We start from the raw sequence: 24253 nt of genomic DNA, 5'->3' as shown, positions 1-24253 counted from the left end.
TCCGTGTGGGGTCCGTCACCGGTCTCCACACTGGCCCCGGTCCGTCCCCGACTGCCCGAGGAGCGCGCATGACCGCCCAGACCGACCCCCGCCTCGCGGCCCAGCGGATCGTGGCCGACCTGACCGCTCCGGGAGCCGCCTTCGAGCTGGTCCGGGAGTCCGTCCTGGGTGCACCGACGACGCTGTTCGCCCACCGCCGCCGGGCCCTGCACCAGCTGCTCGCCGAGTCCGTCGAGCACGGCGACCGCACCTACATCGCGACGCTGGAGGAGCGGATCTCGTTCGCCGAGCACGCCGCGATGGTCTCCTCGCTGGCGCACGCGCTGCGCGAGCAGCACGGCGTACGCCCCGGCGATCGGGTGGCGCTCGCGGCGGCCAACACCCCGGAGTGGATCGTGGCCTTCTGGGCGGCGACGTCGATCGGCGCCGTCGCGGTCGGCTTCAACGCGTGGTGGTCTGCCCGCGAGCTCAGCTACGGCCTCGAGCACGCCCGACCGGTCGTGGTCGTCGCCGACGACAAGCGGCGCGCGCTGCTCGAGGAGGTGGGCGTGGACGTGCCGGTGCTCGGCCTCGACGAGGTACGCCGCCTCGCCGTCGCGCATCCCGGCGCCGCGCTGCCCTCCGCCGAGGTCGCCGAGGACGACCCGGCGGTGATCCTCTACACCTCGGGCACCTCCGGACGCCCGAAGGGCGCAGTGCACTCGCACCGCAACCTGCTGTCGGTGGTCGAGTTCCACCGGATGAGCGACGCACTCCTGGCGGCCTTCGGTGACCCGACCGACCCGCGCGAGCGCACGTACCTGCTCGTCATGCCGCTCTTCCACATCGGGAGCCTGCACAACCTCGCCGTGCCCCGCCTCGCCACGGGCAGCAAGGTTGCGCTCCATCTCGGGTCCTTCCGGGTGGACCCGATCATGCGCCTGGTCGAGCGGGAGCGGGTCACCAACTGGGGTGCCGTGCCGACCATGGCGACGCGCCTGTTGGACGCCGACCTCTCGACCTACGACACCTCGTCGCTGACGGCGTTCGCGCTCGCCTCGGCGCCGTCCTCGCCCCAGCTGAAGGAGAAGCTGCGCACCCGGCTGCCGTTCGCGTCCTCGCTCGTGGACAGCTACGGCCTGACCGAGTCGTGCACGGGCGTGGCGGTGGCGACTCCGATGGACCTCGCGGAGGCGCCCGGCACGCTGGGTCGCCCGATCATCGGCGTCGAGCTCGAGGTGCGCGACCCCGACGGCCGGCCACTCCCCGCCGGCGTCGAGGGCGAGATCTGCGTGCGCAGCGCCTACAACATGCTGGGCTACTGGGAGGACGAGCTGGCCACCACCGCTGCGATCCGGGCGGACCGCTGGCTGCACACCGGTGACCTCGGCACGCTCGACGACCAGGGCCGGATCAGCCTCAGCAGCCGTCGTTCGGACCTGATCATCCGGGGCGGCGAGAACGTCTACCCCGCCGAGGTCGAGGGCGTGCTGGCCGACCATCCGGAGGTCGCGGAGTGCATCGTCCTCGGCGTGGATCACACCGACCTCGGGCAGGAGGTCGGGGCAGTGGTCGTGCCGGCGACCGGCGCCCAGCTCGACACGCTCGAGGAGCGACTGCGCGAGCACGCGGCCTCAGGGCTCGCCTACTTCAAGGTGCCGACCCACTGGCGCTTCGCCAGCACGCCGCTCCCCCGCAACGCGACCGGCAAGGTCATCCGTCGCGAGATCGAGCCGTGAGCCGGGACCCGCGCTCCTGATCGACGGCGCTGCGGCACTAGCGATCGCGCAGCAGCAGCCGGCACATCAGCTGGGTGTCGTCGTCCATCTGCGCCAGGCTGATGTGACCGTTGAGCGTGCTGATCAGGATGCCGTACCACGCCTGCTCGAGCAGCCGGAGCAGTCGGAGGTCGTGCGCGGTCGGGTCCGCGATGCCGCCCGCTTCGAGCATGAGGTCGAGGAACGCCTGCGTCACGCCGGCACTGGGGGTCTGGGCGACGGTCGCGTTGTTGGACTGCATCATCGCGTGCGCCAGCAATGGGGTGCGCAGCAGGTCGCGACCGGCCCGCACCAGCAGTCGGGCGATCCCCTCGTCCGCCGACTCACCCGGCACCGGCTGCACGGAGAGATCCGCCAGCTGCTCCACCTGCGCACGCATCAGCGCGGTGAACAGATGGGTTTTGGACGGGAAGTAGCGGTAGAGCGTGGCGATGGCGACCCCGGCGTCGCGGGCGACGTCGAGCATCTGCACCCGTTCGAGCCCCTTGGCTGCGCCATGGCCCGCGGCGGCGCGCAGGATCCGCCGGTAGCGCTCCTTCTGGTCCGGCGACGACGGCTCGGCCGCCGGTCGGTCCTCGGCTACTCGTGGCAACGCTGCTCCTCGGGTCGACTGCGGCCATTCTCCCAGTGCCGACTCGGGTGGCCTTCCTCACGCTACCGGTCAGTGGGATGACGCGCCCGCTCGCGGGGCCGGTTGCGATGGGCTGGCGTCACCGCCGCCACCACCACCGCCACCACCGCCACGGACGCAGGAGGAGCAGATGACGAACGAGTACGACGTGCTGGTCGTGGGATCCGGAGCGGGAGCCCTGACCGCGGCCGTGCTGGCCGCACGTGCCGGCCTGCGGACCGCCGTGCTCGAGAAGTCGGCGCTGCTCGGCGGCACCTCCGCCTACTCCGGAGCCGCGTGCTGGCTCCCGGGCAGTCAGGTGCAGCAGCGCGCCGGCGTCGCCGACTCCACCGAGTCCGCCCGCACCTACCTGACGTCGTTGCTCGGTGACCACGAGGCCGAACGCCGCGAGGCGTTCCTCGCCACGGCGCCGCGAGTCGTGGCCGCGCTGGAGGAGGATCCCGCCCTGCGGTTCGAGTGGCGTCCGTTCCCGGACTACTTCGACCGGCCGGGGCGCGTCCCCCGCGGCCGGTCGTTCGTGCCGTGTGACCTCCCCCGGGACGAGATCGGCCGCCTCGCCGACCTGGTGCGCCCCTCGGTCGACCGCGACCGTGCGGGGCTCGGGCACCCGGACGGCCCCCTGACCCAGGGCCGCGCGCTCGTCGGGCGGCTCCTGCTCGCGCTGCACCGCACCGGCCTGGCAGACGTCGTCACCGGGGCGGACGTCGACACTCTCGTGCGGGCCGGCGGGCGAGTGGGCGGAGTCGAGGCCGTCGTCGGCGGTGAGCGACGGCGGTACGCCGCGCGCCTCGGCGTGGTGCTCGGGTCCGGCGGGTTCGAGCGCAACGCCGCCGCCCGCGCGCGCCACGGCGTACCGGGTGCCGCGGACTGGACGATGGCCCCGGCGGGCACGAACACCGGCGCCGCGATCGACGCCGCGGTGCGGCTCGGCGCCGCCACCGGCCTGCTCGACGAGGCCTGGTGGTGCCCGGGTGTCGCGATGCCCGACGGGAGCGCGTCCTTCACCCTCGGCCTCCGGGGCGGCGTGGTCGTCGACGGGCGGGGCCGCCGCTACGCCAACGAGTCGCTGCCCTACGACCAGTTCGGTCGACAGATGGCCGCCGACCCCGCCCGGGTCCCCTCCTACCTGGTGTTCGACGCGCGCTCCGACGCCCGGTTGCCGGCCATCTCGCTGCCGGGCGGCACGGCCGAGGAGCACCTCGCTGCCGGCACGTGGGTGCGCGCCGACTCGCTGCGCGAGCTCGCCGACCGGCTCGAGGTGCCCGCCGACGACCTGCTCGCCACCGTCGCCCGGTTCAACGCGCTGGTCGCGGCCGGCGAGGACGTCGACTTCGGTCGCGGGCGCGACGAGTACGACCGCTACTTCGCCGACCCGGCGCTCCTGCCGGTCGAGCGGCCGCCGTTCACGGCCGCCCGGCTGGTGCTCTCCGACCTCGGCACCAAGGGCGGCCTGCTGACCGACACCGAGGGCCGGGTGCTCGACGAGGAGGGCCGGCCGCTGGCTGGCCTCTACGCCGTCGGCAACGCGAGCGCCTCGCTGACCGGGCGGGTCTATCCCGGCCCGGGCGCCCCGATCGGGACGGCGATGGCGTTCGCGATGCGTGCCGTCGAGGACCTGGCGCCCTGAGGGCCGGCAGCCGAGCTCACCGCCGTCCGCCGCTCCCCCTCCCCAGCCCGCCGGACGATCAGCGCGGGCGGGGCAGGTGCTTGTTGACGAAGAGCCCGTCGGCCGAGACGCACACCTCGCCGTTCGCCACGATCTCGCCGGTCGTGCGGATCTTCCTGCCGTCCACGGAGACCTGACGACCGCGGACGGTCAGCTCGGCGAAGAGCGGCGTCGGCCGGTGGTAGCGCACCGCGAGGGTGCCGGTCATGCCGGAGTCACCGGCCCAGTGGTTGGCGACGCCGAGCGTGTGGTCGAGGAGCAGGGCGGAGATGCCGCCGTGCACGCAGCCCGGCGGGCCTTGGTAGGGCAGCCCGAGCGTGACCGTGCCCTCGATCGATCCGTCGGGGAGTCCGCGCAGCGGCAGGGGCGGGGCCACGGCGTTCTCCGGCCCCGTGACCGGGTCGTGGCGGGTGACTCCCTCGCCGGCCCACATGTCGACCAGCCGCTCGTCGCAGGTCGGGGCGTGCTCCTCGAGGTGCTCGGCGACCTCGGTCAGCCGGGCGGCCACGTCGGTCATCTCGGCGGTCGAGCCGTCGCCGGCGTGCAGGAGCGCGGCGATGACGCGCCGGGCGGCCGCGACGGCGGCGTCCACGCCCACGTTGTTGGGGGTCGCGGTCAGGGTGGGGCGCTCGGTCATCCGCGCACCCGGGCGGTCGCATGCGTGAGCACCGGTGCGTCGTCGCGCTCGGGGCAGGTCGCGACGAAGTCGATCCGGTCGCCGTCGCGCCACAGCGAGGTGCGGATCGTCTCGCCCGGGACGACGACGCCGGCGAAGCGGACCGCGATCGACTCCAGCCGGGCCGCGTCGCCGTCGAGCACGTGGTCGACCAGTGCCTTCGCGACCGTGCCGTAGGTCGCCAGCCCGTGCAGGATCGGCCGGTCGAAGCCGGCGGCCGCGGCGAACGCAGGGTCGGCGTGCAGAGGGTTGAGGTCGCCGTTGAGCCGGTAGAGGAGCGCCTGACCCGGCGTCGTGGCCGACTCGAGCACCGCGTCCGGTGCGCGCTCCGGCCGGTGCGCCGGCTGCTCTGGCCCGGGGTCTCCGCCGAAGCCACCCTCGCCGCGAGCCCAGATCTGCATGCGGGAGGTCCACAGGGGCTCGTCGTCGGGTGCGGTCGCGGTCGCCTCCAGGACGATCACGGCCGCCTTGCCCTTGTCCCAGAGCTCCGCGACACGCGTGGCGATGCGCGCTCTTCCCGACGCGGGCAGCGGACGGTGGACGGTGTGCGCCTGCCCGCCGTGCAGGATCCGGCGCAGGTCGATGTCGATGCCCGGCAGGTTCAGGCCGGGCGCCGGCAGGTCACCGGCCGAGACGCCCTGGCCGGCCACGGCCGCGAACGTCGGCAGCACCTGCAGGTCTCGCTCGTAGGTCCACGCCAGCTCGGGGTCGGTGTCGGCCTGTCGGCCGGCGCCCAGGGAGAGGTGGTAGAGCAGCACGTCGCGGCGGGTCCAGCCGACCTCGCGCACGGACGGGTCGGCGCCCAGCGCGGCGTCGCGGTCGATCGGCATGTCGTCTCCTCAGGCCTTCGCGGTGGGCTCGGTGTCGCGGGGCAGCCCGAGGATGCGCTCGCCGATGATGTTGAGCTGGACGTCGGTGGTGCCACCGGCGATGGAGAGGCTGCGGCTGGAGAGGAAGGACCAGGTCGGCGTACGACGCTGCGGTGCCCCGTCCAGCGCCGCGGCGCCCTGCCATGCCATCGCGGTCTCCCACACCTCCTGGATGTGGGCGACGCCGAGCAGCTTGGCGACGCTCGACTCCGCCCCGGGCTGTACGCCGGCGACCTGACGGATGGCGGTGCGCAGGGCGAAGAGCCCGCCGGCGTGGGCGTCGCCGAGGATCCTGCCGAGCTCGGCCAGCCGGTGCGCGTCCGGCGCCGGGTCGTCCGCGACGAGCCCGAGCAGGGTCGCGGGTCCGCTGCCGAGGGCCGGGGAGTCGCTGGACAGCGCGACGCGCTCGTTGGCGAGCGTCGTGCGCGCCAGCTTCCAGCCGTCGCCGGGCTGTCCGACGAGCATGTCGTCGGGGATGAACACGTCGTCGAGGAAGACCTCGTTGAAGAGCGCCTCCCCCGTCAGCTCGCGCAGCGGTCGGACGTCGATGCCCTCGGTGGACATGTCGAGCAGGAAGTAGGAGAGGCCGCGGTGCTTGGGCGCGTCGGCGTTCGTGCGGGCGAGCAGGATGCCGAGGTCAGCGTCCCGGGCACCCGACGTCCACACCTTCTGCCCGTTGATCCGCCAGCCGCCGTCGACCCTCTCGGCGCGGGTGGACAGGCCGGCGAGGTCCGAGCCGGCGCCCGGCTCGCTGAAGAGCTGGCACCAGACCAGGTCTCCGGCCAGGCTCGCCGGCACGAAGCGCTGCCGCTGGTGGTCGTCACCGTGCTCGATGAGCGTCGGCACCACCCAGTTGCCGATGATCATGTCGTGCGGGGTCAGCCCGGCGGCGCGCAGCTCCTCGGCGATCACGAGCTGGGTGACCGCGTCGGCGCCCTTCCCCCACGGGCGGGGAAGGTGCGGGGCGGTGTACCCGTGGTCGGCCAGAAAGCGCTGTTGCTCGGCGCCCTCGAGCGCGCCCGCGCGAGACAGCTCGGCACGCACCTCGCCCCGGATCCGGTCGGCCTCCCGGGGCAGCTCGATGCCGAGCTCGCGGTGCGCACCGGCGAGCGTGAGCTCGGCGACGCGCCGCTGCCAGGCGTTGGCCGGCCCCAGCAGCAGTCGGAGAGTCTGGGCGCGGCGCAGGTAGAGGTGGGCGTCGTGCTCCCAGGTGAAGCCGATGCCTCCCAGGGTGTTGAGGCAGTCCTTGGCGGCGCGGAAGCCGGCGTCCACGGAGATCGCGCCGGCGACCGCGGCCGCGAGCGCTGCCTCCTGCGGGTCGACCGCGGGGTCCTGGGCACGCGCGGCGTCCCAGGCGCAGACCCGTGCCTGCTCGGAGACGGCCAGGCTCCAGGCGGTGCGGTGCTTGACGCCCTGGAACTGCCCGATGGGCCGGCCGAACTGCTCGCGGACGCGGGCGTGCTCGGCCGCGGTCCAGGTAGCCCAGTCCGCGAGACCCGATGCCTCGGCCGCGAACAGCGTCGCGGCGAGGTCGAGCGGCAGCCGGGGGTCGAGGGCGAGCACGTCGGTGGCGGTGACGCTCGCGCGCACCCGCACCGGGGAGAGCCGACGGGTCAGGTCGTGGCTGGGCCGCTTTTCGGTCTCGACGTCGTCGCGACGCAGGACCACCCAGGTCAGGTCGCCGTCGAGGTCGACGGGCAGCACGAACACGTCCGCGACCTGGGCGCCCAGGGCCGGAGCGCTCGTCCCGGAGACATCGAGCGCGCCGTCGCCGCCGCGAGTTCCGACGAGGGTGCCGGACTCGAGTGCGACGGCGGCGGTCGACGCACCGTCCGCCAGCCCCGCGAGCAGCCGGGTGTGGCCCGCGCGGTGCAGTACCGCGGACGCGAGCACGGTGGGCAGGAACGGGCCGGGCGTCATGGCCCGGCCCAGCTCCTCGACGACGACGGCCGTCTCCAGCAGGGTGCAGCCCGCCCCGCCGACCTCCTCCGGGAGGTGCAGCGCGAGCAGGCCCTGGCCGGCGAGCGCCCCCCAGAACGGCGGTCGCTCCTCATGCTTCGCCTCGACCGCGTTGCGCACGACGGTGTCGGTGACGTGCCGGTCGAGAAGCTTGCGCACGGAGTCGCGCAGGTCCAGGTGGTCGCGGTCGATCGCGAGGCTGCCGCTGCTGGTCGGTCGGGGCATCTCAGATCCGTTCGATGATGGTGGCGGTGGCGTGGGCGCCGCCGGCGCACATGGTCACCAGCGCGGTCGAGGCGTCACGCCGTTCGAGCTCGTTGACGGCCTGGGTCAGCAGGCGCGCGCCGGTGGACCCGACCGCGTGGCCGAGGGCGATCGCCCCGCCGTTGACGTTGACCCTGTCGAGGTCGGCATCGTGGACCTGGGCCCAGGACAGCACCACCGAGGCGAACGCCTCGTTGATCTCGACCAGGTCGAGGTCGCCGAGCTTCATGCCGGCTGCGCGCAGCACGTGCGCGGTCGCCTCGACCGGGCCGTCGAGGTGGTAGTAAGGGTCGGACCCGACCATGCCCGAGGCGACGATGCGGGCGCGCGGGCGCAGGCCCTCGGCCTCCGCGCGCTCGCGGCTCATGAGGAGTACGGCGGCGGCGCCGTCGCTGATCTGCGAGGAGTTGCCGGCGGTGTGGATGCCGCCCCGCAGCACGGGCTCGAGCCCGGCCAGCGCCTCCGCGCTGGTCTCGCGCAGCCCCTGGTCGCGGCTGACCACGACCGTCTCGCCGGTAGGCCCGTCGTCGCCGAGCGCGGGCGCCGTCACCGGCACGACCTGGCCGTCGAAGCGACCCTCGGCCCAGGCCCGCGCCGCCTTGCGCTGGGAGGCGAGGCCGAGCACGTCGGCCTGCTCACGACTGATGCCGCGGCGCTCGGCGATCCGCTCCGCAGCGGTGAACTGGTCGGGGTAGTCGACGGTCCACGAGTCCGGCGTCGGCAGGCCGGTGCCGGGCGCGAGCGCCGCACCCAGGAAGACCCGGCTCATCGCCTCGACGCCGCAGCCGATGCCGGCGTCGATCGCGCCGGAGGCGATCAACCCCGCGACCAGGTGCACCGCCTGCTGCGAGGACCCGCAGGCGCAGTCGATGGTGGTGCAGGCGGTCGACCAAGGCAGCCCGGCGTGCAGCCAGGCGTTGCGGGTCACGTTGTTGGACTGCTCGCCCACCTGGGTCACGCACCCGCCGACGACCTGACCGATGGCGGCGGGGTCCAACCCCGAGCGCTCGAGGAGCGCGGTCTGGACGACGCCGAGCAGCTCGGCGGGGTGCAGTGCGGCGAGTGCGCCGTACCTACGTCCCACGGGGGTGCGCACGGCGTCGACGATGACGGCCTCGGGCATGGGTCCTCCTTCGAGCGGGGTGCGTCCGCAGGCTAGGCAACCGGCGGCACCACGGCGGGCGGCGAGTCCCACCCAGTCGGATCTCGAGCGGGCCGTGGGCCCGGGGGACCCTAGGGTCCGGGCGTCGCCTGAACCCTGATTGAGGAGCCCAGATGAGCAACCACCACCTCGCCGGCCGTACCGCGGTCGTCACCGGCGCCGGGGCCGGGCTCGGCCGTGCCGAGGCGCTCGCGCTCGCCGCCGCCGGTGCCAACGTGGTCGTCAACGACGTGGGCCCGGCGGCCGAGGAGGTCGCCGCGGAGATCAAGCGGCTCGGCGTCGGCGCCGTCGCGGTTGCCGGCGACGTCTCCGAGTGGGACCTGGGTGAGCGTCTGGTCGCCACGGCGGTCGACAGCTTCGGGAGCCTGGACGTCGTCGTCAACAACGCCGGCGTCATCCGCGACACGATGCTGTTCAACCTCACCGAGAGCCAGTGGGACGACGTGATCCGGGTGCACCTCAAGGGCCACGCCGCGGTCTCGCGGGCTGCCGCCGTGCACTGGCGCAACGCCTCGAAGGCCGCTGGTGCTCCGGTCTTCGGCCGGGTGGTCAACACCTCCTCGGAGGCCTTCCTCTTCGGCGGCGCCGGCCAGCCGAACTACGCGGCCGCCAAGGCCGCGATCACCGCGCTGACCCTCTCGACCGCGCAGGGGCTGTCGCGCTACGGCGTCACCGCCAACGCGATCTGTCCCCGCGCGCGCACGGCGATGACCGCGCACGTCTTCGACGTGGACCCGCACGCCAACGAGCTCGACATCCTCGCTCCCGAGCGCGTCGCGACGTTCGTGTCGTGGCTCGCCTCGCCGGGCGCCGCGACCGTCAACGGCCAGGTCTTCGTCGTGTACGGCGACATGGTCGCGCTGATGGCGCCCCCGACGGTCGAGAAGAAGTTCACCTCGCCCACCGGGACGTTCACGATCGAGGAGCTCGACGACCAGCTCGTCGCGCACTTCGCCGACCGCGCGCCGACCCAGAACTTCGCTGCCTACTCCGTCGCGGAGCTGGACACCACCGGGGTGCAGAACATCGCGCGCTGACCACGGGTGGTTCGGTCACCCGAAGAACGCCTGGCCCCCGTCGAGGGGCACCGTCGCGCCGGTCAGGTAGCGCAGGTCGGGCCCGACGAGCGCGACGACGGCGCGGCCGATGTCCTGCTCGCAGTCGCCGATCCGCCGCATCGGGATGGTGGCGACGAACTCGGCGGCCTCCTCGGGGTTCTCCTCGGTCCACCACGCCAGGCCCGGGGAGAGCGCGTGGGGCGCGATCGAGTTCACCCGGATCCCGTCACGGGCCCATTCCACGGCCGCCGTCCGCGACAGCGAGCGCAGCGCCTGCTTCGCGGCCGCATAGGCGCCGTACGTCGTGGGGTCCCACCGCACCATCGCCGAGGTGACCAGGTTGACGATCGAGCCGTCGCCACTGGCCTTGAGGTGTGGATGGGCGGCCCTCATGAAGGCGAACGCCGCGAACGGTCCGGTGCGGAAGCCCTTCTGGAACGCCCGGTCGCTGAGCTCGAGGAGCGGGCCGTGGGCTCCGGCCCAGGCGTTGTTGACCAGGATGTCCAGCCGGCCGAAGCGATGCGCGACAGCGTCGACGACGCCCGGCACCGCCTCCAGGTCGGCGACGTCGCAGGCGAACGCCTCTGCGTCCACCCCGCGGGCCCGGATCTCGACGCAGGCCTCCTCCAAGGTGGAGACGGTGCGGCCGAGCGCGGCGATCGCGACGCCCTCGCGCGCGAGCGCCAGGGCGATGCCTCGTCCCACGCCCTGCGCGGCGCCGGTCACCAGCGCGACGCGCCCGGCCAGCGGCCGGTCTCGGTTGCTCATGTCGTCCTCCTGCGTGGTCGGCTCGATCAGAAGTGGGTCGATCCCCGGAGCGTGGCCTCGGCCCCGCCGTCGACGTACAGCACCTGGCCGGTGACGTGCGTCGTCTCCGGGGAGAGCAGGAAGCCGATGACCCGCGCGACGTCCTCGGGAGCCGAGTAGCCGTGCAGCGGCATCGGGACCGCGGCGTCCATCACCTTCTTCATCCGCGGGTCGCCGAACAGCGCCTCGCTCATCGGGGTGAGCACCACGCCCGGGGCGACGACGTTGACGGGGATGCCGGCGTCGGCCCAGCCCGCGGAGACTGCGGTGCGCCTCGCCCACTGCGCGAGCGCCGACTTCGAGGACGGGTAGAGCTGCTGGGGCCGGCGGTCGGCGAGCGCCGCCGCGGTCGCAGCGGTGACAGCCGCGACGTCGGCGGCCAACAGCGCGTCGACGAGCGGCTGGTCCACCGGCTGGGTTGCGGAGATCGAGCCGATCACCACCACCCGCGGGGCCCGCGACGCGGACAGTGCCCCGCGCAGCCCGGCCACCAGCTCGGTCGTCCCGAAGAAGTTGACGTGCGGCAGCGCCGGCGCCACGCCCGACAGCCCCGCGCAGGTGACGACGCCGTCGACCGCTCCCCCGGACTGCTCCAGCACCGCGGCGACGGCGGCGTCGCGGCCCGCCGCCGTGGCGAGATCGGCGATGACCTCCGTGCCCTCCAGGTCGACGCCCAGCACGCGGTCACCGCGCTCCTCCAGCAGGCGGCGGACGGCGGCACCGATCCCGGATGCGGCACCGGTGACGACGACGAGACGGGACATGGATCCTCCTGGGGACGGGTCGGGTCAGGTGTGGGACGCGGCGCGACGGGACTCCGCTGCGCTGCGGCCGGCGCGGCGACCGAAGAAGGTGCCGTCGCCGAGCGAGGTCCCGCTGATGTAGCCGTCGCCGTGGATCCCCGAGGTGGACCGACCGGCGGCGTAGAGGCCGGGCACCGGCGCGCCCGACCAGGCCAGCACCCCGCCGTCCGGAGTGGTGTGCAGGCCCCCGAGCGTGAAGCCGGCGACGCCGTTGCCGTTCGCCCCGCTCTCCCGGTCGCCGGGGTGGAAGCCGGCGGCGACGTCGATGGCGGCGTACGGCGCCCGCAGCGGACGCAGCCAGCGTCGGTCCTTGTGGAACCAGCTGTCCTCGCCGCGCTCGGCGTCGCGGTTGTACGCCGCGACGGTCGCGGCGAGCGCGCCCTCGGGCATCCGCAGCTCGGCGCCGAGCTCGTCGAGGTCCTCGGCGGCGCATGTCGGCCGGACTCCCCAGCGCTCCCGCTCCGACACCTCGTCGAAGCCCTCCTGGTCGACGATCACCCAGTACGGCGCGGGCCGGTGCGCGACGGCGGCGTGGCTGACGATGCCGGGATAGCTGTCCTCGTTGACGAAGCGCTGCCCCAGCCCGTCGACCACCAGTCCCCGCACGGCGAGGGCCGGCAGGTAGGTGAGTGCCGTCTCGTGGGCGTGCATGCGTCGGGTGGCCGCGCCGACCCGGAGCGCCATCGCGATCCCGCTGCCGTCGTCGAGCCCGTCGCTGACCTTGCCGTGGCCGAGGAGGGACGGCGCGTGCTCGGCGAGCATCGCCTCGTTGTCGACGAAGCCGCCGGTCGTGAGCACCACGCCGCGGGCGGCGCGGTAGTCGACGTCCGCGCCGAAGCGCCGGGCCGAGACGCCCACGACCACGCCGTCCTCGACGACCAGGCCGGTGGCCCGGGTGTCGGTGTGGGTGACCGCGCCGGCGGCGGACGCCGCGGCGACCAGGGCGTCCATCAGGACCTTGCCCGCGTAGTACGGCGCCGGCCCCCGGTGCCCGCGCGGAGCCGGGTCGGCCATGGTGGTGAACGGCCAGCTGTTCTCCCCCAGCCACATCAGGCCGTCGTCGGTGTGCGGCATCCAGGTCGGTTTGTCGTAGAGCGTCGGCTTGAAGGTGACGCCGTGCCCGACCAGCCAGTCGAAGTGCTCGACCGACCCGTCGCAGTAGAGGCGCAGCTTCTCCTCGTCGGCGTGCGGGCCGAGCGCGGCCGCCAGGAAGGCGTGCATCGCGTCCGCCGAGTCCGCGAAGCCGCACGCTCGCTGCACGGCCGTCCCGCCGCCGAGGTAGAGCTCGCCGCCCGAGAGCGCCGAGGACCCGCCGGGCGCGCCCGCCCGCTCGAGCACCACCACGGACGCGCCGGCCTCCGCGGCCTCGATGGCCGCGGTGGCGCCGGCACACCCGAAGCCCACCACGAGGACGTCGCAGTGGGTCGCCGACCCCTCCATCCTCAGCGTTGCGGCGGGCTGAATGCCGCGAGCGGCTCCGACCCGGACCAGTCGTGGCCCCAGTAGGAGTCCGCGGTGATCTCCTCGGCGGTATAGGAGGTCTCGTCGACGAGCATGCCGTCGTAGCCGTACTCCAGGTCCCAGCCGCCGGGGGCCCGCACGTAGAACGAGACCATCTTGTCGTTGGTGTGCCGACCGAGGGTCGAGGAGACCGAGAAGCCGCGCCGGTTGATCTCGTCGAGCGCGCGACCCACGGCGTCGAGCGAGTCGACCTCCACCATCAGGTGCACCACGCCGGGCTCCTCGCCGTGCGGGGCCGGGCAGATCGCGAGGCTGTGGTGGCGCTGGTTGACACCCATGAAGCGCACCCGCGACTGCTGCTGACCCGGCGGTGGGGTCGGGCCGACGCGGATCGCGCCGCGCGGCAGGAAGCCGAGCACCTCGGTGTAGAAGGAGACCGTCTCCTCCATCGCGGTCGTGGGCAGCACCACGTGGCCCATGCCCTGCGCGCCGGTGACGAAGCCCTGCGCCCACCGAGTCAGCACGGGGTCGTGGTCGAGCACCGGTCCGAAGAAGACCTCCACCGGCGTGCCGGCCGGGTCCTCGAAGCCGATCCCCGCCTCGACGCGACGGTCATCGCACTCCTCGACGGTGAGCTCCTTGACCCCGAACCCCGCGGCCTCGACCGCGCGACCGACCCGGGCCAGCGCGAACTGGTCGCGGACCTCCCAGCCCACCGAGAGCACCCGGTCGCTCCCACCCGGGAGCACGGCGAGGCGGGCGGCGCGCTCGTCCATGCGCAGGTAGAGCCCGCCGTCGACCGGCCCGGTCGACTCGGCGAGACCGAGCGCCTCGACGGTGAGCTCGCGCCAGCGTGGCACGTCGGTCGTCTGGACGCGGAGGTAGCCGAGTCCCTTGATGTCGGTCATGTGGAGTCTCCTCAGATCATCGAGAGCAGGGGTCCGGGCGGGGGCGTGATGTCGATGTCGGTCAGCGTCGACACATGGAAGACCGGACCGGGCACGTGGATGGCGTGGGCCAGGCCCATATGGCCGTCGCGCCAGAACCGCTGGATCGGGTTGTCCATCCGCAGGCCGTTGCCACCCGATCGGGCCACGACCTCGTCCATGGCGCGCACCGCGCGCCAGGCAGCGGCGACCTGGGTACGCCGGGAGGCGGCGCGCTCGGCGAAGGTGACCTCGCGGCCGGCCTCGGCGGCGTCGTAGAAGCGGCTGACGTTGTCGAGCATCGCCGTGCGCGAGGCCTTGATCTCCTCCGCAGCGGCGCCGACGGCCGACAGCACGTACGGGTCGTCGGTGATCTTGGTGCCGGTGACCTGCACCCGTGTCTTCTGGTAGGCCAGGTGCGCAGCGAGCGCGCCCTCCGCGATGCCGACGACCGCGCTGGTGATTCCGAGCGGGAAGGCCGTGGTGAACGGGATGTGGTAGGTCGGGTTGGTCAGCCCCGCCTCGCGCGGCTGGGAGCCGTCGAGGAACTTGGCGAACGCCACCACCCGGTTCTCGGGGATGAAGGCATTCTCGACGACGATGTCCTTGGACCCGGTGCCCCGCAGACCGACGACGTCCCAGGTGTCCTCCACGATCGTGTAGTCCGAACGCGGCAGGATCACGTGGTAGTTCTGCGGCGGCATCACCCGGTTGCCCTCGGCGTCGCCCATGAAGGCGCCGAGGAAGATCCACTGGCAGTGGTCGGTGCCGGAGGAGAACTGCCAGCGTCCGTTGAAGATGTAGCCGCCGTCGACCGGACGCAGGATGCCCATCGGCGCGTACGGCGAGGCGATCCAGGTGTCCTGGTCCTCACCCCAGATCTCCTCCTGCACCTGGGGGTCGCACATCGCCATCTCCCACGGGTGCACGCCGACGATGCCGGCGACCCAACCGGTGGAGCCGTCGAGCGAGGCGATCCGCATCACGGTCTCGGCGAAGTCTCGCGGGTGCGCCTCGGCGCCTCCGTACCGGGCCGGTTGCAGCATCCGCATCACACCGGTCTCGCGCAGCAGCTTGGCCGCGGCGTCGTCGAGCCGGCCGAGTCGCTCGTTGGACTCCGCGTGCGCGGCGATCTCCTCGGCTCGCTCCTCGACGGCCGCGAGGACGGGGTTGGTCATAGGGCCTCCTGAAACAGCGTGGGCCCCACCGTGGCACCGGACGCGACACCGGCGCCGGGAGGTTCCCGGTCACCGGGAAGGATCGGGCTCAGGCGTCGTAGGACACCTTGACCACCGGCGAGGTGGCCCGGGCCTGGCACGACAGGATGAGCCCGTCGGCGAGGTCGGCGTCGTCGAGGACCTCGTTGTGCTCGAGCTCGACGGTGCCCTCCTGGAGCACGCAGGCGCAGGCACTGCAGGCACCCTCGCGACAGGAGAACGGCGCCTGCACCCCGGCGGCGAGGAGCACGTCGAGGAGCTTCGCTCCGGCCGGCCACGGGTGGGTGGTGACTCCGCCGTCGAGCTCGACCACCAGCTCTGCCGGCTCGCCGTCGACGGCGCCGTCCGCGGGCAGCACGGGTACGGCGGCGAAGGGATCCCCCTCCAACGACGTGAAGACCTCCTGGTGCAGCCGCTCGCGCGGCACCCCGAGGTCGGCGAGCACCCGCCCCGCGAGGTCCATGAACGGCCCGGGGCCGCAGACGAAGGCGTCGCGGTCGGCGTACGGCGCCACCAGCGCCCGCACGCCGGCCTCGGTCGGCAGGCCCTGCACCGACTCCAGCCAGTGCACGATCGCGAGCCGCCCGGGGAACGCCCCGGCCAGGTCCACCAGCGCGTCCCGGAAGATCACCGAGGACTCGTCGCGGTTGGCGTAGACCAGCACCACCTGGCCGGAGCCGGAGTGCAGGGCGGACTTGAGGATGGACAGCACCGGCGTGATGCCGCTGCCGCCCGCCAGGAGCAGGAAGTCGGCGTCCAGGTCGCGGGGCACGAAGGTCCCGGCCGGGGGCAGCACCTCCAGCTCGTCACCCGCGACCACGTGGTCGCACAGCCAGTTGGACGCATAGCCCTCGCGGGTCCGCTTGACCGTCACCTTGAGCCGGTCGTCGTGCACCGGCGAGGAGCAGAGCGAGTAGCAGCGGGCGGCGCCGCCGGGCCGCTGCGAGGGCACCCGCACCGTGAGGAACTGACCGGGCCGGTAGTCCCAGCGACCGCCGTCGGTCGGCTCGAGGACGAGGGTGTGGGCCTCGGTGGTCTCCGCGACCACCTCGACGACGCGCACCGTGGCCATGCTCAGTCGACCCGCCCGGCGGCCGCATGTCGCGCGGCGACGTACCCGAACACGATCGAGGGGCCGATCGTCGCTCCCGGCCCGGCGTACTCGTTGGCCATCACCGACGCGCTCGCGTTGCCGGTCGCGTACAGGCCGTCGATGACGGACCCGTCCTGGCGCAGCACCCGCCCGTGCTCGTCGCACACCAGTCCACCCTTGGTGCCCAGGTCGCCGATCTCGATGCGGATCGCGTAGAACGGCGCCTTGTCGATGACGTCGAGGTTGGGGTTCGTCAGGTTGGGGTCGCCGTAGTAGTGGTCGTACGCCGAGGTGCCGCGGCCGAAGTCCTCGTCGACGCCCGAGCGAGCGAACCCGTTGAAGCGATCGACCGTGGCGACCAGGTTGTCCTCGTGGACGCCGATCGCCCGGGCGAGCTCGCGCAGGTCGTCGGCCCGGTGCACCAGGCGGGCCTCGTAGAACGACCTCGGGAAGGGCGCGCCCGGCAGGATCTGCGCGAACGGGTAGCGCGACCGGGCCCGGGAGTCCATGACACACCAGGCCTCCACGTGCTTGCCCTCGAGCTGGTCGTGGACGAAGTTGACGTACGGCGAGGCCTCGTTGGTGAATCGGCGGCCGTCGGTCGACACGATCACCTGGCCCGGGATCGCACGCTCGGAGACCAGCGGGATCGTCGCGCCGCTGGGGTGCTCGACGCTCGGCATCCACCAGGCGTCGTCCATGAAGTCGACCGCGGCGCCCAGCCGCTGGCCCTCGACGATGCCGTCGCCGGTGTTCTCCCGGGCGCCCAGGCTGTGGTCGGCGCGGGCGCCCTCGGGCAGGTGCGCCTCGCGCAGCTCGGGGTCGTGGTCGAAGCCACCGCAGGCCAGCAGCACGCCGTAGCGGCCGCGGATCCGGGCGGTGCCGCCGTCGCGCGCAACCTCGATGCCGGCGACCCGGTCACCCTCGACGACCAGGGCGGTCATCGGCGTGCGCAGCCACAGCGGGACCCCGGCGTCCTTGAGGGCCATCCGCAGGCGTGCCACCAGGGCCCGGCCGCCGGTGGCCATGTGACGACGCCGGATCACGTTGGAGGAGACCCGCCAGGCCGCCACGACCGACTTCCACCGGCCGCGCCAGGTGCGCTTGACCATGGCGAGGTCGCGGTAGTCGGCGGCGGTGATCCACAGGCCCAGCGGGCCCTTCATGCTGTTGGGACGTTGGAAGCGCTCGTCCTCGCCGAGCTTGCGCGTGTCGAACGGCCGGGGCTCGACCGACCGGCCGCGCGGGCGGCCGCCCTCGTACTCGGGGTGGTAGTCGGCGTAGCCCTTGGTCCAGGCGAGCTTCCACCACCGACTCCGGGCCAGCAGCTCCATGGCCGCCGGGCCCTGGTCGACGTAGGTGTCGAGGCGGGCCGGGGCCACCTTGCCCTCGGTCAGCGCGTCGAGATAGCGCCGGATCGACTCCCGGCTGTCGTCGTGCCCGGCCTTGCGCAGCGTGGGGTTGTTCGGGATCCAGATGCCGCCGCCGGAGATGCCGGTGCTGCCGCCATACATCGCGGCCTTCTCCACGATCAGCGTGGAGAGGCCGGCGTCGTGGGCGGCCAGAGCGGCGGTCATCCCGCCGCCGCCGGAGCCCACGACCAGGAAGTCGACCTCGTCGTCCCACCCGGTGCCGGTCTCGGTCATGGTCAGTCCTCCCTCGTCAGGAAGGCGAGCACGACCGCCTCCCAGGCGGACTTCTGCTCGATCATCGCCCAGTGCCCGCAGTTGGGCAGCACGTGCAGCTCGACGTCGGGGATCGTCCGCATCGGCACCAGCGCCATGTCGAGCGGGCTGACCCGGTCGTCGCGACCCCAGGTGAGGAGCGTGCGTGCGCGGATCCGGTGCAGCATCGCCCAGTACGGCGGCTCCGGGGACGACTCGGCCGCCCTGCTCATGCCCTCCAGGGCGGGGCGGCTGTACATCCGGCGCGCGGCCGCCAGCGTGCTCGGCTCGATCGCCTGCGCCCAGCGCTGCTCGATGAGCTCCTCGGTCACCAGCGACCGGTCGTGGACCATCGAGTTCAGCCACTCCACGAGCCGCTCGCGGCTCGGGGCCTCGGTGAACTCCATGAGCAGGTTCAGGCCCTCCCCCGGCGACGGGCTGAAGATCGCGCGCCCCATGCCGCCGACCGTGACCATCCGACGCACCCGCTCGGGCTGGGCGACCGCGAACCGGGTCGCGACGACGCCGCCCATCGAGTTGCCGATCACGTCGACGCGGTCCAGGCGCAGACCGTCCAGGAACCGATCCACGGCCGGCAGTGCCGCGGCCATCGGGTGCTGGTCGGTGGCGTCACTGACGCCGAACCCCGGGAACTCCAGCACGAGGCAGCGGAAGTGCTGCGCGAGGAGCGGCAGGTTCTCGCCGAAGTTGCGCCAGCCGGTGACACCCGGCCCGGAGCCGTGCAGGAGCAGCAGCGGTGGCGCCGCCGGGTCGCCGGCCTCGTGGTAGCGCAGCACCCCGTCGGTCGTGGGCAGCTCGCGCAGGGTGCCGTCGTGGGTCAGCTCGGGGCCACTCGGGGCGCTGGTCGTCGCACTCACGCGGTCACGGTAGGAACCGGCATCCGGCGGCACCGCCCGGCATCCCGATGACCGGGAATCGCCGGACCGCTGACCGGGATCGTCGCGGCCCGGGCGGCCGACGCGCCGTACCGTCCGTGCCATGATCGACACGACCGCGGTAGTGAGCCCGCCGTCGCCCGCCGACATGCGCCGCGCGATGGGCTCCTTCGCGACCGGCGTGACGGTGGTGACCGGGTACGACGACGGGCCGCTCGGATTCGCCTGCCAGTCCTTCGCCTCGGTGTCGCTCGAGCCGCCGCTGGTGCTCTTCTGCGCCGACCACCGTGGCCGCGCCTGGCCGGGCATCCGCCGCTCGGGCCGGTTCACCGTCAACGTGCTCGGCGAGGACCAGGACGAGCTGTGCCAGCGCTTCGGGTCCAGCCGCGGCCGCAAGTTCGACGACCTCGACTGGGTGGAGTCGCGATGGGGCACCCCGTCGCTCCGCGGCTCGCTGCTGCGGGTGCACGCGCAGGTCGAGGACGTGCACGTGGCCGGTGACCACGACGTGGTGATCGGTCGCGTCCTCGAGCTGGAGACCGACCCGGCCGACGAGCGGCCGATGCTCTTCTTCCGCGGCCGCTTCGGCATCGAGGACGCGCACAGCACCCAGGCGCCGAGCCTGTGGGGCTGGGGAGACCACTGGGGCTGAGACGCCGGGACGGGCACGGCGGGTCGGATCGTGGTTGCGATCGACAGGCAACGCCGGCGGTGAGGGGCTGACCGCCCACGACGGCGAGAACCGCCGGAGCGGCGGACCCGGGCGGGCAGGCGTCACCGGGTGGACCGGCCGGGTCAGACCGACCGCAGCGCCCGGCCCCGGCGGCTGTCGAAGTCAGGGAAGAGCTCGAGCGTGACCTGTCGTGCCGCGTCCAGGACGAGCGGGGCGACGCGCTCCAGCGGCGTGCTCGAGTCGCCGACCAGCGAGATCGCCCCGATCGGGCCCTCCGGAGCGCGGATCGCGGCGGCCACGCAGGCGATGTCGTCGAAGCACTCGCTGCGCTCGAGCGCGATGCCGTGCCGGCCGCGCACGCGGGTGAGCTCGTGGTGCAGGGCGCGGCGATCGGCCACGGTGTTGCCGGTCATCGCGCGCAGGTCCTCCCCCACCCGCTCGTCGACCTCCTCGGGTGGCAGCCACGCGAGCATCGCGCGACCCAGGGCGGTGCAGTGCGCGGGCGCGTATCCGCCGACCCTCGAGGGGACGGAGGTCGCGAAGCGAGCGCCGATCTTGTCGAGGTAGTGGATCCGGCCCTCGTCGAGCACCCCGAGGTGCACCGTCAGCCCGGTGCGCAGCATCAGGGTGTGCAGGTGGGTGGAGGCGACCGCGCGCAGTTCGGAGGTGTCGTCGGCGACGCCGCCGAGGTGGAGCGCGCGCGGCCCGAGGCTGTAGCCGAAGCTCGAGTGCTCCAGCCAGCTCACCTTCAGCAGCTGGTCGAGGATGCGGTGGGCGGTGGAGCGCGGGAGGTGGGTGATCCGGGCGACGTCCTCGAGCGTGAGCCGGGCGGACGGCCCGGGGAACGCGTCGAGGATGAGGGTCATCCGCTCGACCATCGACACCGGGACATCCTGGCGGTCGGGTGTCTCGACACGGGCGACGGTCATGGCATCCTCCGGAGCAAAACTGAAACGAATTCTAGATGACGGCGGACGCCACACTATCCGTCGATCAGCGCGAGGGGAAGACGGAATCTGAAATTCATTCTGCTCGATGACGGCCGCGCGTCACAGGAGCGTCTCCTCGACGTCGAGCCCGAAGAGCCCGCGGCCGTAGGACGCCAGCGCGCGCTCGACGTCGTTAGCGACGTGCACCGAGCCTGCGTGGGCGTCGCGCCAGGCTCGCTCGATGGTGTTGCCCCGGCGCAGGGAGTGACCGCCCGCGGTCTTGAACAGCAGGTCGACCGCCTCGAGGGTTCGCTCGGTCGCCCGCACCTGGTCGCGCCGCGTGCGCAGCCGCAGCTCGAAGGGGATCTCCCCGTCCGTCGCGCAGGTGACCAGCTCGCGCAGGTTCCGCTCCATCTGGAGGACGGCGGCATCCACCTCGCTGGCCGCGCGCGCCAGCGCGACCTGCGCGAACTGGTCCTCGGCGAACCGGCCGCCGCCGAGGCTGCCGCGGGTCCGGTGCTGCATGGCGGCGACGTAGTCGTCCAGGCAGCCAGCGACCGCACCGACGATCGGGGAGGTGATGGCGCTGCTGAAGACCGCGCCGAACGGGATGCGGTAGAGCGGCCCGGGATTGACCTGCTGGCCCGGCCCGGTGAGCCGGCTGTGCTCGGCGTTGCGCAGCACCCGGTGCGCCGGCACGAGCGCGTCGTCGACCTCGACGTCGTTGCTTCCGGTGCCGCGCAGCCCGACGGTGTCCCACACGTCGATCACCCGGTAGTCGCGGCGCGGGACGAGCAGGGTGACGAACTCCGGGTGGCCGCCGGCCTCCGGCGGCGCCAGCGCGCCGAGCAGCGCCCAGCCGGCGTGGTCGCAGCCCGAGGAGAAGCTCCAGCGTCCGCTCAGCCGGTAGGCGCCGCCCTCACGCACCAGCCGGCCGATCGGCGCGTACGCCGAGGAGATCAGGACGTCGGGGTCCGCCGACCAGACCTCGTCCTGGGCCTGCTCCTCGAAGAGCGCCACCTGCCAGGGATGCACCCCGAGCACCGAGGCGACCCAGCCCGTCGAGCCGCAGGCACCGGAGAGTGCACGCACGACCTCGAAGAACTCGACCGGGTGCGCCTCGGCTCCGCCGTACCGCTTCGGCTGGAGCATGCGGAAGACACCCGCGGCGGTGAGCTCGGCGATCGTCGGCTCCGGCACCCGGCGGGTCTCGTCGGCCTCGGCGGCCCGCCCGGCGATCGTCGGCAGCAGCGGACGCACGCGGTCGAGCACCGTGTCGGTCTGGGCGGGGGTGGTCATGCCTGCGAGGATGCGCCTCCCGATCCGCGCGACGATCCGCGACCTTCCGCTGAGTGGGACCGCACCGCTCCCGGCGCGGCGCGGAGGCCGAGACTCGCCGCAACGCCCGGAACACCGTCGGCCGGAGGCCCGTCGAGACCGCCCGCCGGATGCAGGAACGGAGGAGCAGATGAGCGTCGCCAAGGACGAGGTCCGCCAGATCGAGGCGGAGGCCGCCCCCACGAGGTTCGCGCGGGGCTGGCACTGCCTCGGCCTCGAGCGGGACTTCTGTGACGGCAAGCCGCACCAGGTCAACGCCTTCGGCCAGAAGCTCGTGGTCTTCGCGGGCGAGGACGGCAAGGTCAGCGTGCTCGACGCCTACTGCCGCCACATGGGCGGCGACCTCTCGCAGGGCACCGTCAAGGGCAACGAGATCGCGTGCCCATTCCACGACTGGCGCTGGGGCGGCGACGGCCGCTGCAAGCAGATCCCGTACGCCCGGCGCGTCCCGCTGCGCGCCCGCACCCAGGCCTGGCCGACGCTGATCCAGGACGGCATGCTCTTCGTCTGGAACGACCCGGAGGGCAAGCCGCCGCCGGAGGACGTCACGATCCCCCGCATCGCGGGGTACGCCGACCCGGAGTGGACCGACTGGGTCTGGTACTCCACCACGATCGAGGGCGCCAACTGCCGCGAGATCGTCGACAACGTCGTCGACATGGCGCACTTCTTCTACGTCCACTACTCCTTCCCGACGTACTTCTCGAACGTCTTCGAGGGCCACACCGCCACGCAGTACATGAAGGGCGTGGGCCGCGAGGACATCCGGCCGAAGCGGGACGGCGGTGGCGCGCCGGTGACGCTGGGCAACAGCTCGGTCGCGTCGTACCACGGTCCGTCCTTCATGATCGACGACCTCGTCTACCACTACGAGGACCACGACGTCCCGAGCGTGCTGATCAACTGCCACTACCCGATCGACAACAACTCCTTCGTGCTCCAGTACGGCGTCATCGTCAAGAAGCAGCCGGGCGTCGACGACGAGCAGGCCGAGGCGATGGCCCGCAAGCAGGGCGACTTCATCCGGCTCGGCTTCGAGCAGGACGTGCAGATCTGGAAGAACAAGGCCCGGATCGACAACCCGCTGCTGTGCGAGGAGGACGGGCCGGTCTACCAGCTGCGTCGCTGGTACGAGCAGTTCTACGTCGACGCCGCGGACGTGACGCCCGAGATGACCGAGCGCTTCGAGTTCGAGATCGACACCACCCGTCCCAACGAGGCCTGGCGCCAGGAGGTCGAGGACAACCTCGCCCGCAAGAGCGCCGACGCGAGCGGTCAGCCGGTCTGATGGCGGTCCGCCCCGACAACCGTCTGGCCGACGGTCCGATGACGCCGGTCGTCTGTACGACGTGCGGGGCCGGGGTCGAGGCGCGCAAGAGCAGCTGGGAGCAGACCAGCGTGCAGTGGCACGACGACGCCGTGCAGCGCTGCCTCGAGCGCCGCGCCTCGAGCCCCGGTTCGGGCCCGAACAGCGCGGCCTTCCCCGGCTGCCAGGCACTGCGCGAGAGCATCCGGGCCGCGGCCGTGCGCGGGGAGCTCCCCGTGCAGGACGACGACCCGCTCCCGACCAACCCCGAGAATCCCGAGCACGAGGTGACCCACGCGTGATCGACGTCGAACGCCACGGACCCTGGGCGGTGATCGCCGGCGGCTCCGAGGGGGTCGGGGCATCGTTCGCCACCCAGCTCGCGAGCGCCGGGCTGAACCTGGTGCTGCTCGCACGCAAGCCCGAGCCGCTCGAGGAGACGGCGGCGGCCGCGCGAGCGCTGGGCGCCGAGGTGCGCACCCTCGCCGTCGACCTGACCGACGTCGACGCCCTCAAGCGCATCGCCGAGGTCACCGACGGGCTCGAGGTCGGGCTGCTGGTCTTCAACGCCGGCGCCAACACCTACGGCCACGAGTTCGTCACCGGCGACCTCGACCGCTTCCAGCAGGTCATCGACCTCAACATCACCGCCCAGCTTGCGCTCGTGCGGCACTTCGGGGAGCCGATGAAGGAGCGCCGTCGCGGCGGCCTGCTGCTGGTGGGCTCGCTCGCGGGCTTCCTGGGCTCGGCACAGATCTCGATCTACGCCGCGGTCAAGGCGTTCTGCCGGATCTTCGCCGAGGGGCTCTGGGTGGAGATGCGCGACCACGACGTCGACGTGCTGGAGTTCGTGCTCGGCGTGACCCGGACGCCGGCGATGGAGCGCGCCGGGCTGTCCTTCGACCTCCCCGGCCTCCACGTCTCCGAGCCCGACGACGTCGCCCGCCAGGCCCTCGCCGCCCTCGGGGACGGACCCGTCCAGGTCGCCGCGGGCAACGCGAAGGCGGTGGAGGTCCGCAGCGGCACCGACCGGGCCCGGCTCGTCCTCGGCGCCCACGAGGCGTCGCAGCGGCTGCTGCCCCCGGCGTCGAAGTGACC

The 24253-nt window shown here is 73.2% G+C and carries 22 protein-coding genes; 7 read left to right on the top strand and 15 right to left on the bottom strand.

Annotated elements, in window-relative coordinates; genetic code table 11:
• Window positions 1-68: 68 nt before the first annotated feature.
• The gene (locus tag PZ894_RS11175; protein WP_275744772.1) at window positions 69-1718 is read left to right on the top strand and encodes a class I adenylate-forming enzyme family protein; all 1650 of its coding nucleotides are present in this window, start codon (window positions 69-71) and stop codon (window positions 1716-1718) included.
• 37 nt (window positions 1719-1755) lie between these two features.
• On the opposite strand, the gene PZ894_RS11170 is transcribed toward PZ894_RS11175, so the two are convergent.
• Window positions 1756-2349, bottom strand: a complete 594-nt coding sequence (locus tag PZ894_RS11170; RefSeq protein ID WP_275744770.1) for a TetR family transcriptional regulator — start codon at window positions 2347-2349, stop codon at window positions 1756-1758.
• Window positions 2350-2518: 169 nt separating this feature from the next.
• Here PZ894_RS11170 and PZ894_RS11165 point away from each other — a divergent pair, with 169 nt between their 5' ends.
• On the top strand, window positions 2519-4015 hold the full coding sequence (locus tag PZ894_RS11165; RefSeq protein WP_275744768.1) for an FAD-dependent oxidoreductase: 1497 nt from the start codon (window positions 2519-2521) through the stop codon (window positions 4013-4015).
• Window positions 4016-4073: 58 nt separating this feature from the next.
• On the opposite strand, the gene PZ894_RS11160 is transcribed toward PZ894_RS11165, so the two are convergent.
• The 4 genes from PZ894_RS11160 to PZ894_RS11145 are packed head-to-tail and all read right to left on the bottom strand — an operon-like array spanning window position 4074 to window position 8945.
• Window positions 4074-4691 carry a PaaI family thioesterase gene (locus PZ894_RS11160; RefSeq protein WP_275744767.1) on the bottom strand — a complete coding sequence of 206 codons (618 nt, stop codon included), beginning with the start codon at window positions 4689-4691 and terminating at the stop codon, window positions 4074-4076.
• On the bottom strand, window positions 4688-5560 hold the full coding sequence (locus PZ894_RS11155) for a MaoC/PaaZ C-terminal domain-containing protein (RefSeq protein ID WP_275744765.1): 873 nt from the start codon (window positions 5558-5560) through the stop codon (window positions 4688-4690). The genes PZ894_RS11160 and PZ894_RS11155 overlap by 4 nt, the downstream gene beginning before the upstream one ends.
• Window positions 5561-5569: 9 nt before the next feature.
• Window positions 5570-7783, bottom strand: a complete 2214-nt coding sequence (locus tag PZ894_RS11150) for an acyl-CoA dehydrogenase (protein WP_275744764.1) — start codon at window positions 7781-7783, stop codon at window positions 5570-5572.
• A gap of 1 nt (window position 7784) precedes the next feature.
• Window positions 7785-8945, bottom strand: coding sequence for a steroid 3-ketoacyl-CoA thiolase (locus tag PZ894_RS11145; protein ID WP_275744763.1), 1161 nt, complete (start codon window positions 8943-8945; stop codon window positions 7785-7787).
• Window positions 8946-9097: 152 nt separating this feature from the next.
• Here PZ894_RS11145 and PZ894_RS11140 point away from each other — a divergent pair, with 152 nt between their 5' ends.
• Window positions 9098-10021, top strand: coding sequence for a 3-oxoacyl-ACP reductase (locus PZ894_RS11140; RefSeq protein WP_275744761.1), 924 nt, complete (start codon window positions 9098-9100; stop codon window positions 10019-10021).
• Between the two features lie 15 nt (window positions 10022-10036).
• Here PZ894_RS11140 and PZ894_RS11135 read toward each other — a convergent pair whose 3' ends face one another.
• The 8 genes from PZ894_RS11135 to PZ894_RS11100 form a co-directional block, all read right to left on the bottom strand.
• Window positions 10037-10810 (bottom strand): SDR family oxidoreductase, encoded by a 774-nt coding sequence (locus PZ894_RS11135; protein WP_275744758.1) that lies wholly within the window; start codon window positions 10808-10810, stop codon window positions 10037-10039.
• 26 nt (window positions 10811-10836) lie between these two features.
• Window positions 10837-11613, bottom strand: a complete 777-nt coding sequence (locus PZ894_RS11130) for an SDR family oxidoreductase (protein WP_275744757.1) — start codon at window positions 11611-11613, stop codon at window positions 10837-10839.
• 24 nt (window positions 11614-11637) lie between these two features.
• Window positions 11638-13092 (bottom strand): FAD-dependent oxidoreductase, encoded by a 1455-nt coding sequence (locus PZ894_RS11125; protein ID WP_275744755.1) that lies wholly within the window; start codon window positions 13090-13092, stop codon window positions 11638-11640.
• A 2-nt stretch (window positions 13093-13094) separates the two neighbouring features.
• Window positions 13095-14021: a VOC family protein gene (locus PZ894_RS11120; protein ID WP_275744753.1), complete on the bottom strand. Its 927-nt coding sequence runs from the start codon at window positions 14019-14021 to the stop codon at window positions 13095-13097.
• An 11-nt stretch (window positions 14022-14032) separates the two neighbouring features.
• Complete coding sequence (locus PZ894_RS11115; RefSeq protein WP_275744751.1) at window positions 14033-15217, bottom strand: acyl-CoA dehydrogenase family protein; 1185 nt, start codon at window positions 15215-15217, stop codon at window positions 14033-14035.
• 88 nt (window positions 15218-15305) lie between these two features.
• Window positions 15306-16328: a ferredoxin--NADP reductase gene (locus tag PZ894_RS11110; protein WP_275744750.1), complete on the bottom strand. Its 1023-nt coding sequence runs from the start codon at window positions 16326-16328 to the stop codon at window positions 15306-15308.
• A gap of 2 nt (window positions 16329-16330) precedes the next feature.
• Window positions 16331-17995 carry an FAD-binding protein gene (locus PZ894_RS11105; protein ID WP_275744748.1) on the bottom strand — a complete coding sequence of 555 codons (1665 nt, stop codon included), beginning with the start codon at window positions 17993-17995 and terminating at the stop codon, window positions 16331-16333.
• Between the two features lie 2 nt (window positions 17996-17997).
• Window positions 17998-18891 carry an alpha/beta fold hydrolase gene (locus PZ894_RS11100; RefSeq protein ID WP_275744746.1) on the bottom strand — a complete coding sequence of 298 codons (894 nt, stop codon included), beginning with the start codon at window positions 18889-18891 and terminating at the stop codon, window positions 17998-18000.
• 121 nt (window positions 18892-19012) lie between these two features.
• Here PZ894_RS11100 and PZ894_RS11095 point away from each other — a divergent pair, with 121 nt between their 5' ends.
• Window positions 19013-19561 (top strand): flavin reductase family protein, encoded by a 549-nt coding sequence (locus PZ894_RS11095; protein WP_275744744.1) that lies wholly within the window; start codon window positions 19013-19015, stop codon window positions 19559-19561.
• Between the two features lie 143 nt (window positions 19562-19704).
• Here PZ894_RS11095 and PZ894_RS11090 read toward each other — a convergent pair whose 3' ends face one another.
• Both PZ894_RS11090 and hsaA read right to left on the bottom strand, forming a co-directional pair.
• The gene (locus PZ894_RS11090; protein ID WP_275744742.1) at window positions 19705-20511 is read right to left on the bottom strand and encodes an IclR family transcriptional regulator; all 807 of its coding nucleotides are present in this window, start codon (window positions 20509-20511) and stop codon (window positions 19705-19707) included.
• A gap of 120 nt (window positions 20512-20631) precedes the next feature.
• Entirely contained in the window at window positions 20632-21810 is a 1179-nt protein-coding gene (gene hsaA, locus PZ894_RS11085) for a 3-hydroxy-9,10-secoandrosta-1,3,5(10)-triene-9,17-dione monooxygenase oxygenase subunit (RefSeq protein ID WP_275744741.1), read from the bottom strand.
• A gap of 169 nt (window positions 21811-21979) precedes the next feature.
• On the opposite strand from hsaA, the gene PZ894_RS11080 reads away from it, so the two are divergent.
• From PZ894_RS11080 to PZ894_RS11070, 3 genes are read left to right on the top strand one after another with little or no spacing between them, the layout of a single operon-like run.
• The gene (locus PZ894_RS11080; RefSeq protein ID WP_275744740.1) at window positions 21980-23137 is read left to right on the top strand and encodes a Rieske 2Fe-2S domain-containing protein; all 1158 of its coding nucleotides are present in this window, start codon (window positions 21980-21982) and stop codon (window positions 23135-23137) included.
• Complete coding sequence (locus tag PZ894_RS11075; RefSeq protein WP_275744739.1) at window positions 23137-23457, top strand: hypothetical protein; 321 nt, start codon at window positions 23137-23139, stop codon at window positions 23455-23457. Before PZ894_RS11080 ends, PZ894_RS11075 begins: the two co-directional genes overlap by 1 nt.
• Window positions 23454-24251: an SDR family NAD(P)-dependent oxidoreductase gene (locus PZ894_RS11070; RefSeq protein WP_275744738.1), complete on the top strand. Its 798-nt coding sequence runs from the start codon at window positions 23454-23456 to the stop codon at window positions 24249-24251. Before PZ894_RS11075 ends, PZ894_RS11070 begins: the two co-directional genes overlap by 4 nt.
• The last annotated feature ends 2 nt before the right edge of the window (window positions 24252-24253 follow it).

The sequence above is a fragment of the Nocardioides sp. YIM 152315 genome, assembly GCF_029210375.1.
Taxonomy (GTDB): Bacteria; Actinomycetota; Actinomycetes; order Propionibacteriales; family Nocardioidaceae; genus Nocardioides.
The sequence above is the reverse complement of the archived record's forward strand: the minus strand, read 5'-3'. Positions and strand labels throughout refer to the sequence as shown.

What these genes read in the sequence shown, in the direction of transcription:
- PZ894_RS11175 (WP_275744772.1), top strand. Translation starts at nt 69, where the DNA reads ATGACCGCCCAGACCGACCCCCGCCTCGCGGCCCAGCGGATCGTGGCC.
- PZ894_RS11165 (WP_275744768.1), top strand. Translation starts at nt 2,519, where the DNA reads ATGACGAACGAGTACGACGTGCTGGTCGTGGGATCCGGAGCGGGAGCC.
- PZ894_RS11160 (WP_275744767.1), bottom strand. Translation starts at nt 4,691, where the DNA reads ATGACCGAGCGCCCCACCCTGACCGCGACCCCCAACAACGTGGGCGTG.
- PZ894_RS11155 (WP_275744765.1), bottom strand. Translation starts at nt 5,560, where the DNA reads ATGCCGATCGACCGCGACGCCGCGCTGGGCGCCGACCCGTCCGTGCGC.
- PZ894_RS11150 (WP_275744764.1), bottom strand. Translation starts at nt 7,783, where the DNA reads ATGCCCCGACCGACCAGCAGCGGCAGCCTCGCGATCGACCGCGACCAC.
- PZ894_RS11145 (WP_275744763.1), bottom strand. Translation starts at nt 8,945, where the DNA reads ATGCCCGAGGCCGTCATCGTCGACGCCGTGCGCACCCCCGTGGGACGT.
- PZ894_RS11140 (WP_275744761.1), top strand. Translation starts at nt 9,098, where the DNA reads ATGAGCAACCACCACCTCGCCGGCCGTACCGCGGTCGTCACCGGCGCC.
- PZ894_RS11135 (WP_275744758.1), bottom strand. Translation starts at nt 10,810, where the DNA reads ATGAGCAACCGAGACCGGCCGCTGGCCGGGCGCGTCGCGCTGGTGACC.
- PZ894_RS11130 (WP_275744757.1), bottom strand. Translation starts at nt 11,613, where the DNA reads ATGTCCCGTCTCGTCGTCGTCACCGGTGCCGCATCCGGGATCGGTGCC.
- PZ894_RS11125 (WP_275744755.1), bottom strand. Translation starts at nt 13,092, where the DNA reads ATGGAGGGGTCGGCGACCCACTGCGACGTCCTCGTGGTGGGCTTCGGG.
- PZ894_RS11120 (WP_275744753.1), bottom strand. Translation starts at nt 14,021, where the DNA reads ATGACCGACATCAAGGGACTCGGCTACCTCCGCGTCCAGACGACCGAC.
- PZ894_RS11115 (WP_275744751.1), bottom strand. Translation starts at nt 15,217, where the DNA reads ATGACCAACCCCGTCCTCGCGGCCGTCGAGGAGCGAGCCGAGGAGATC.
- PZ894_RS11110 (WP_275744750.1), bottom strand. Translation starts at nt 16,328, where the DNA reads ATGGCCACGGTGCGCGTCGTCGAGGTGGTCGCGGAGACCACCGAGGCC.
- PZ894_RS11105 (WP_275744748.1), bottom strand. Translation starts at nt 17,995, where the DNA reads ATGACCGAGACCGGCACCGGGTGGGACGACGAGGTCGACTTCCTGGTC.
- PZ894_RS11095 (WP_275744744.1), top strand. Translation starts at nt 19,013, where the DNA reads ATGATCGACACGACCGCGGTAGTGAGCCCGCCGTCGCCCGCCGACATG.
- PZ894_RS11090 (WP_275744742.1), bottom strand. Translation starts at nt 20,511, where the DNA reads ATGACCGTCGCCCGTGTCGAGACACCCGACCGCCAGGATGTCCCGGTG.
- hsaA (WP_275744741.1), bottom strand. Translation starts at nt 21,810, where the DNA reads ATGACCACCCCCGCCCAGACCGACACGGTGCTCGACCGCGTGCGTCCG.
- PZ894_RS11080 (WP_275744740.1), top strand. Translation starts at nt 21,980, where the DNA reads ATGAGCGTCGCCAAGGACGAGGTCCGCCAGATCGAGGCGGAGGCCGCC.
- PZ894_RS11075 (WP_275744739.1), top strand. Translation starts at nt 23,137, where the DNA reads ATGGCGGTCCGCCCCGACAACCGTCTGGCCGACGGTCCGATGACGCCG.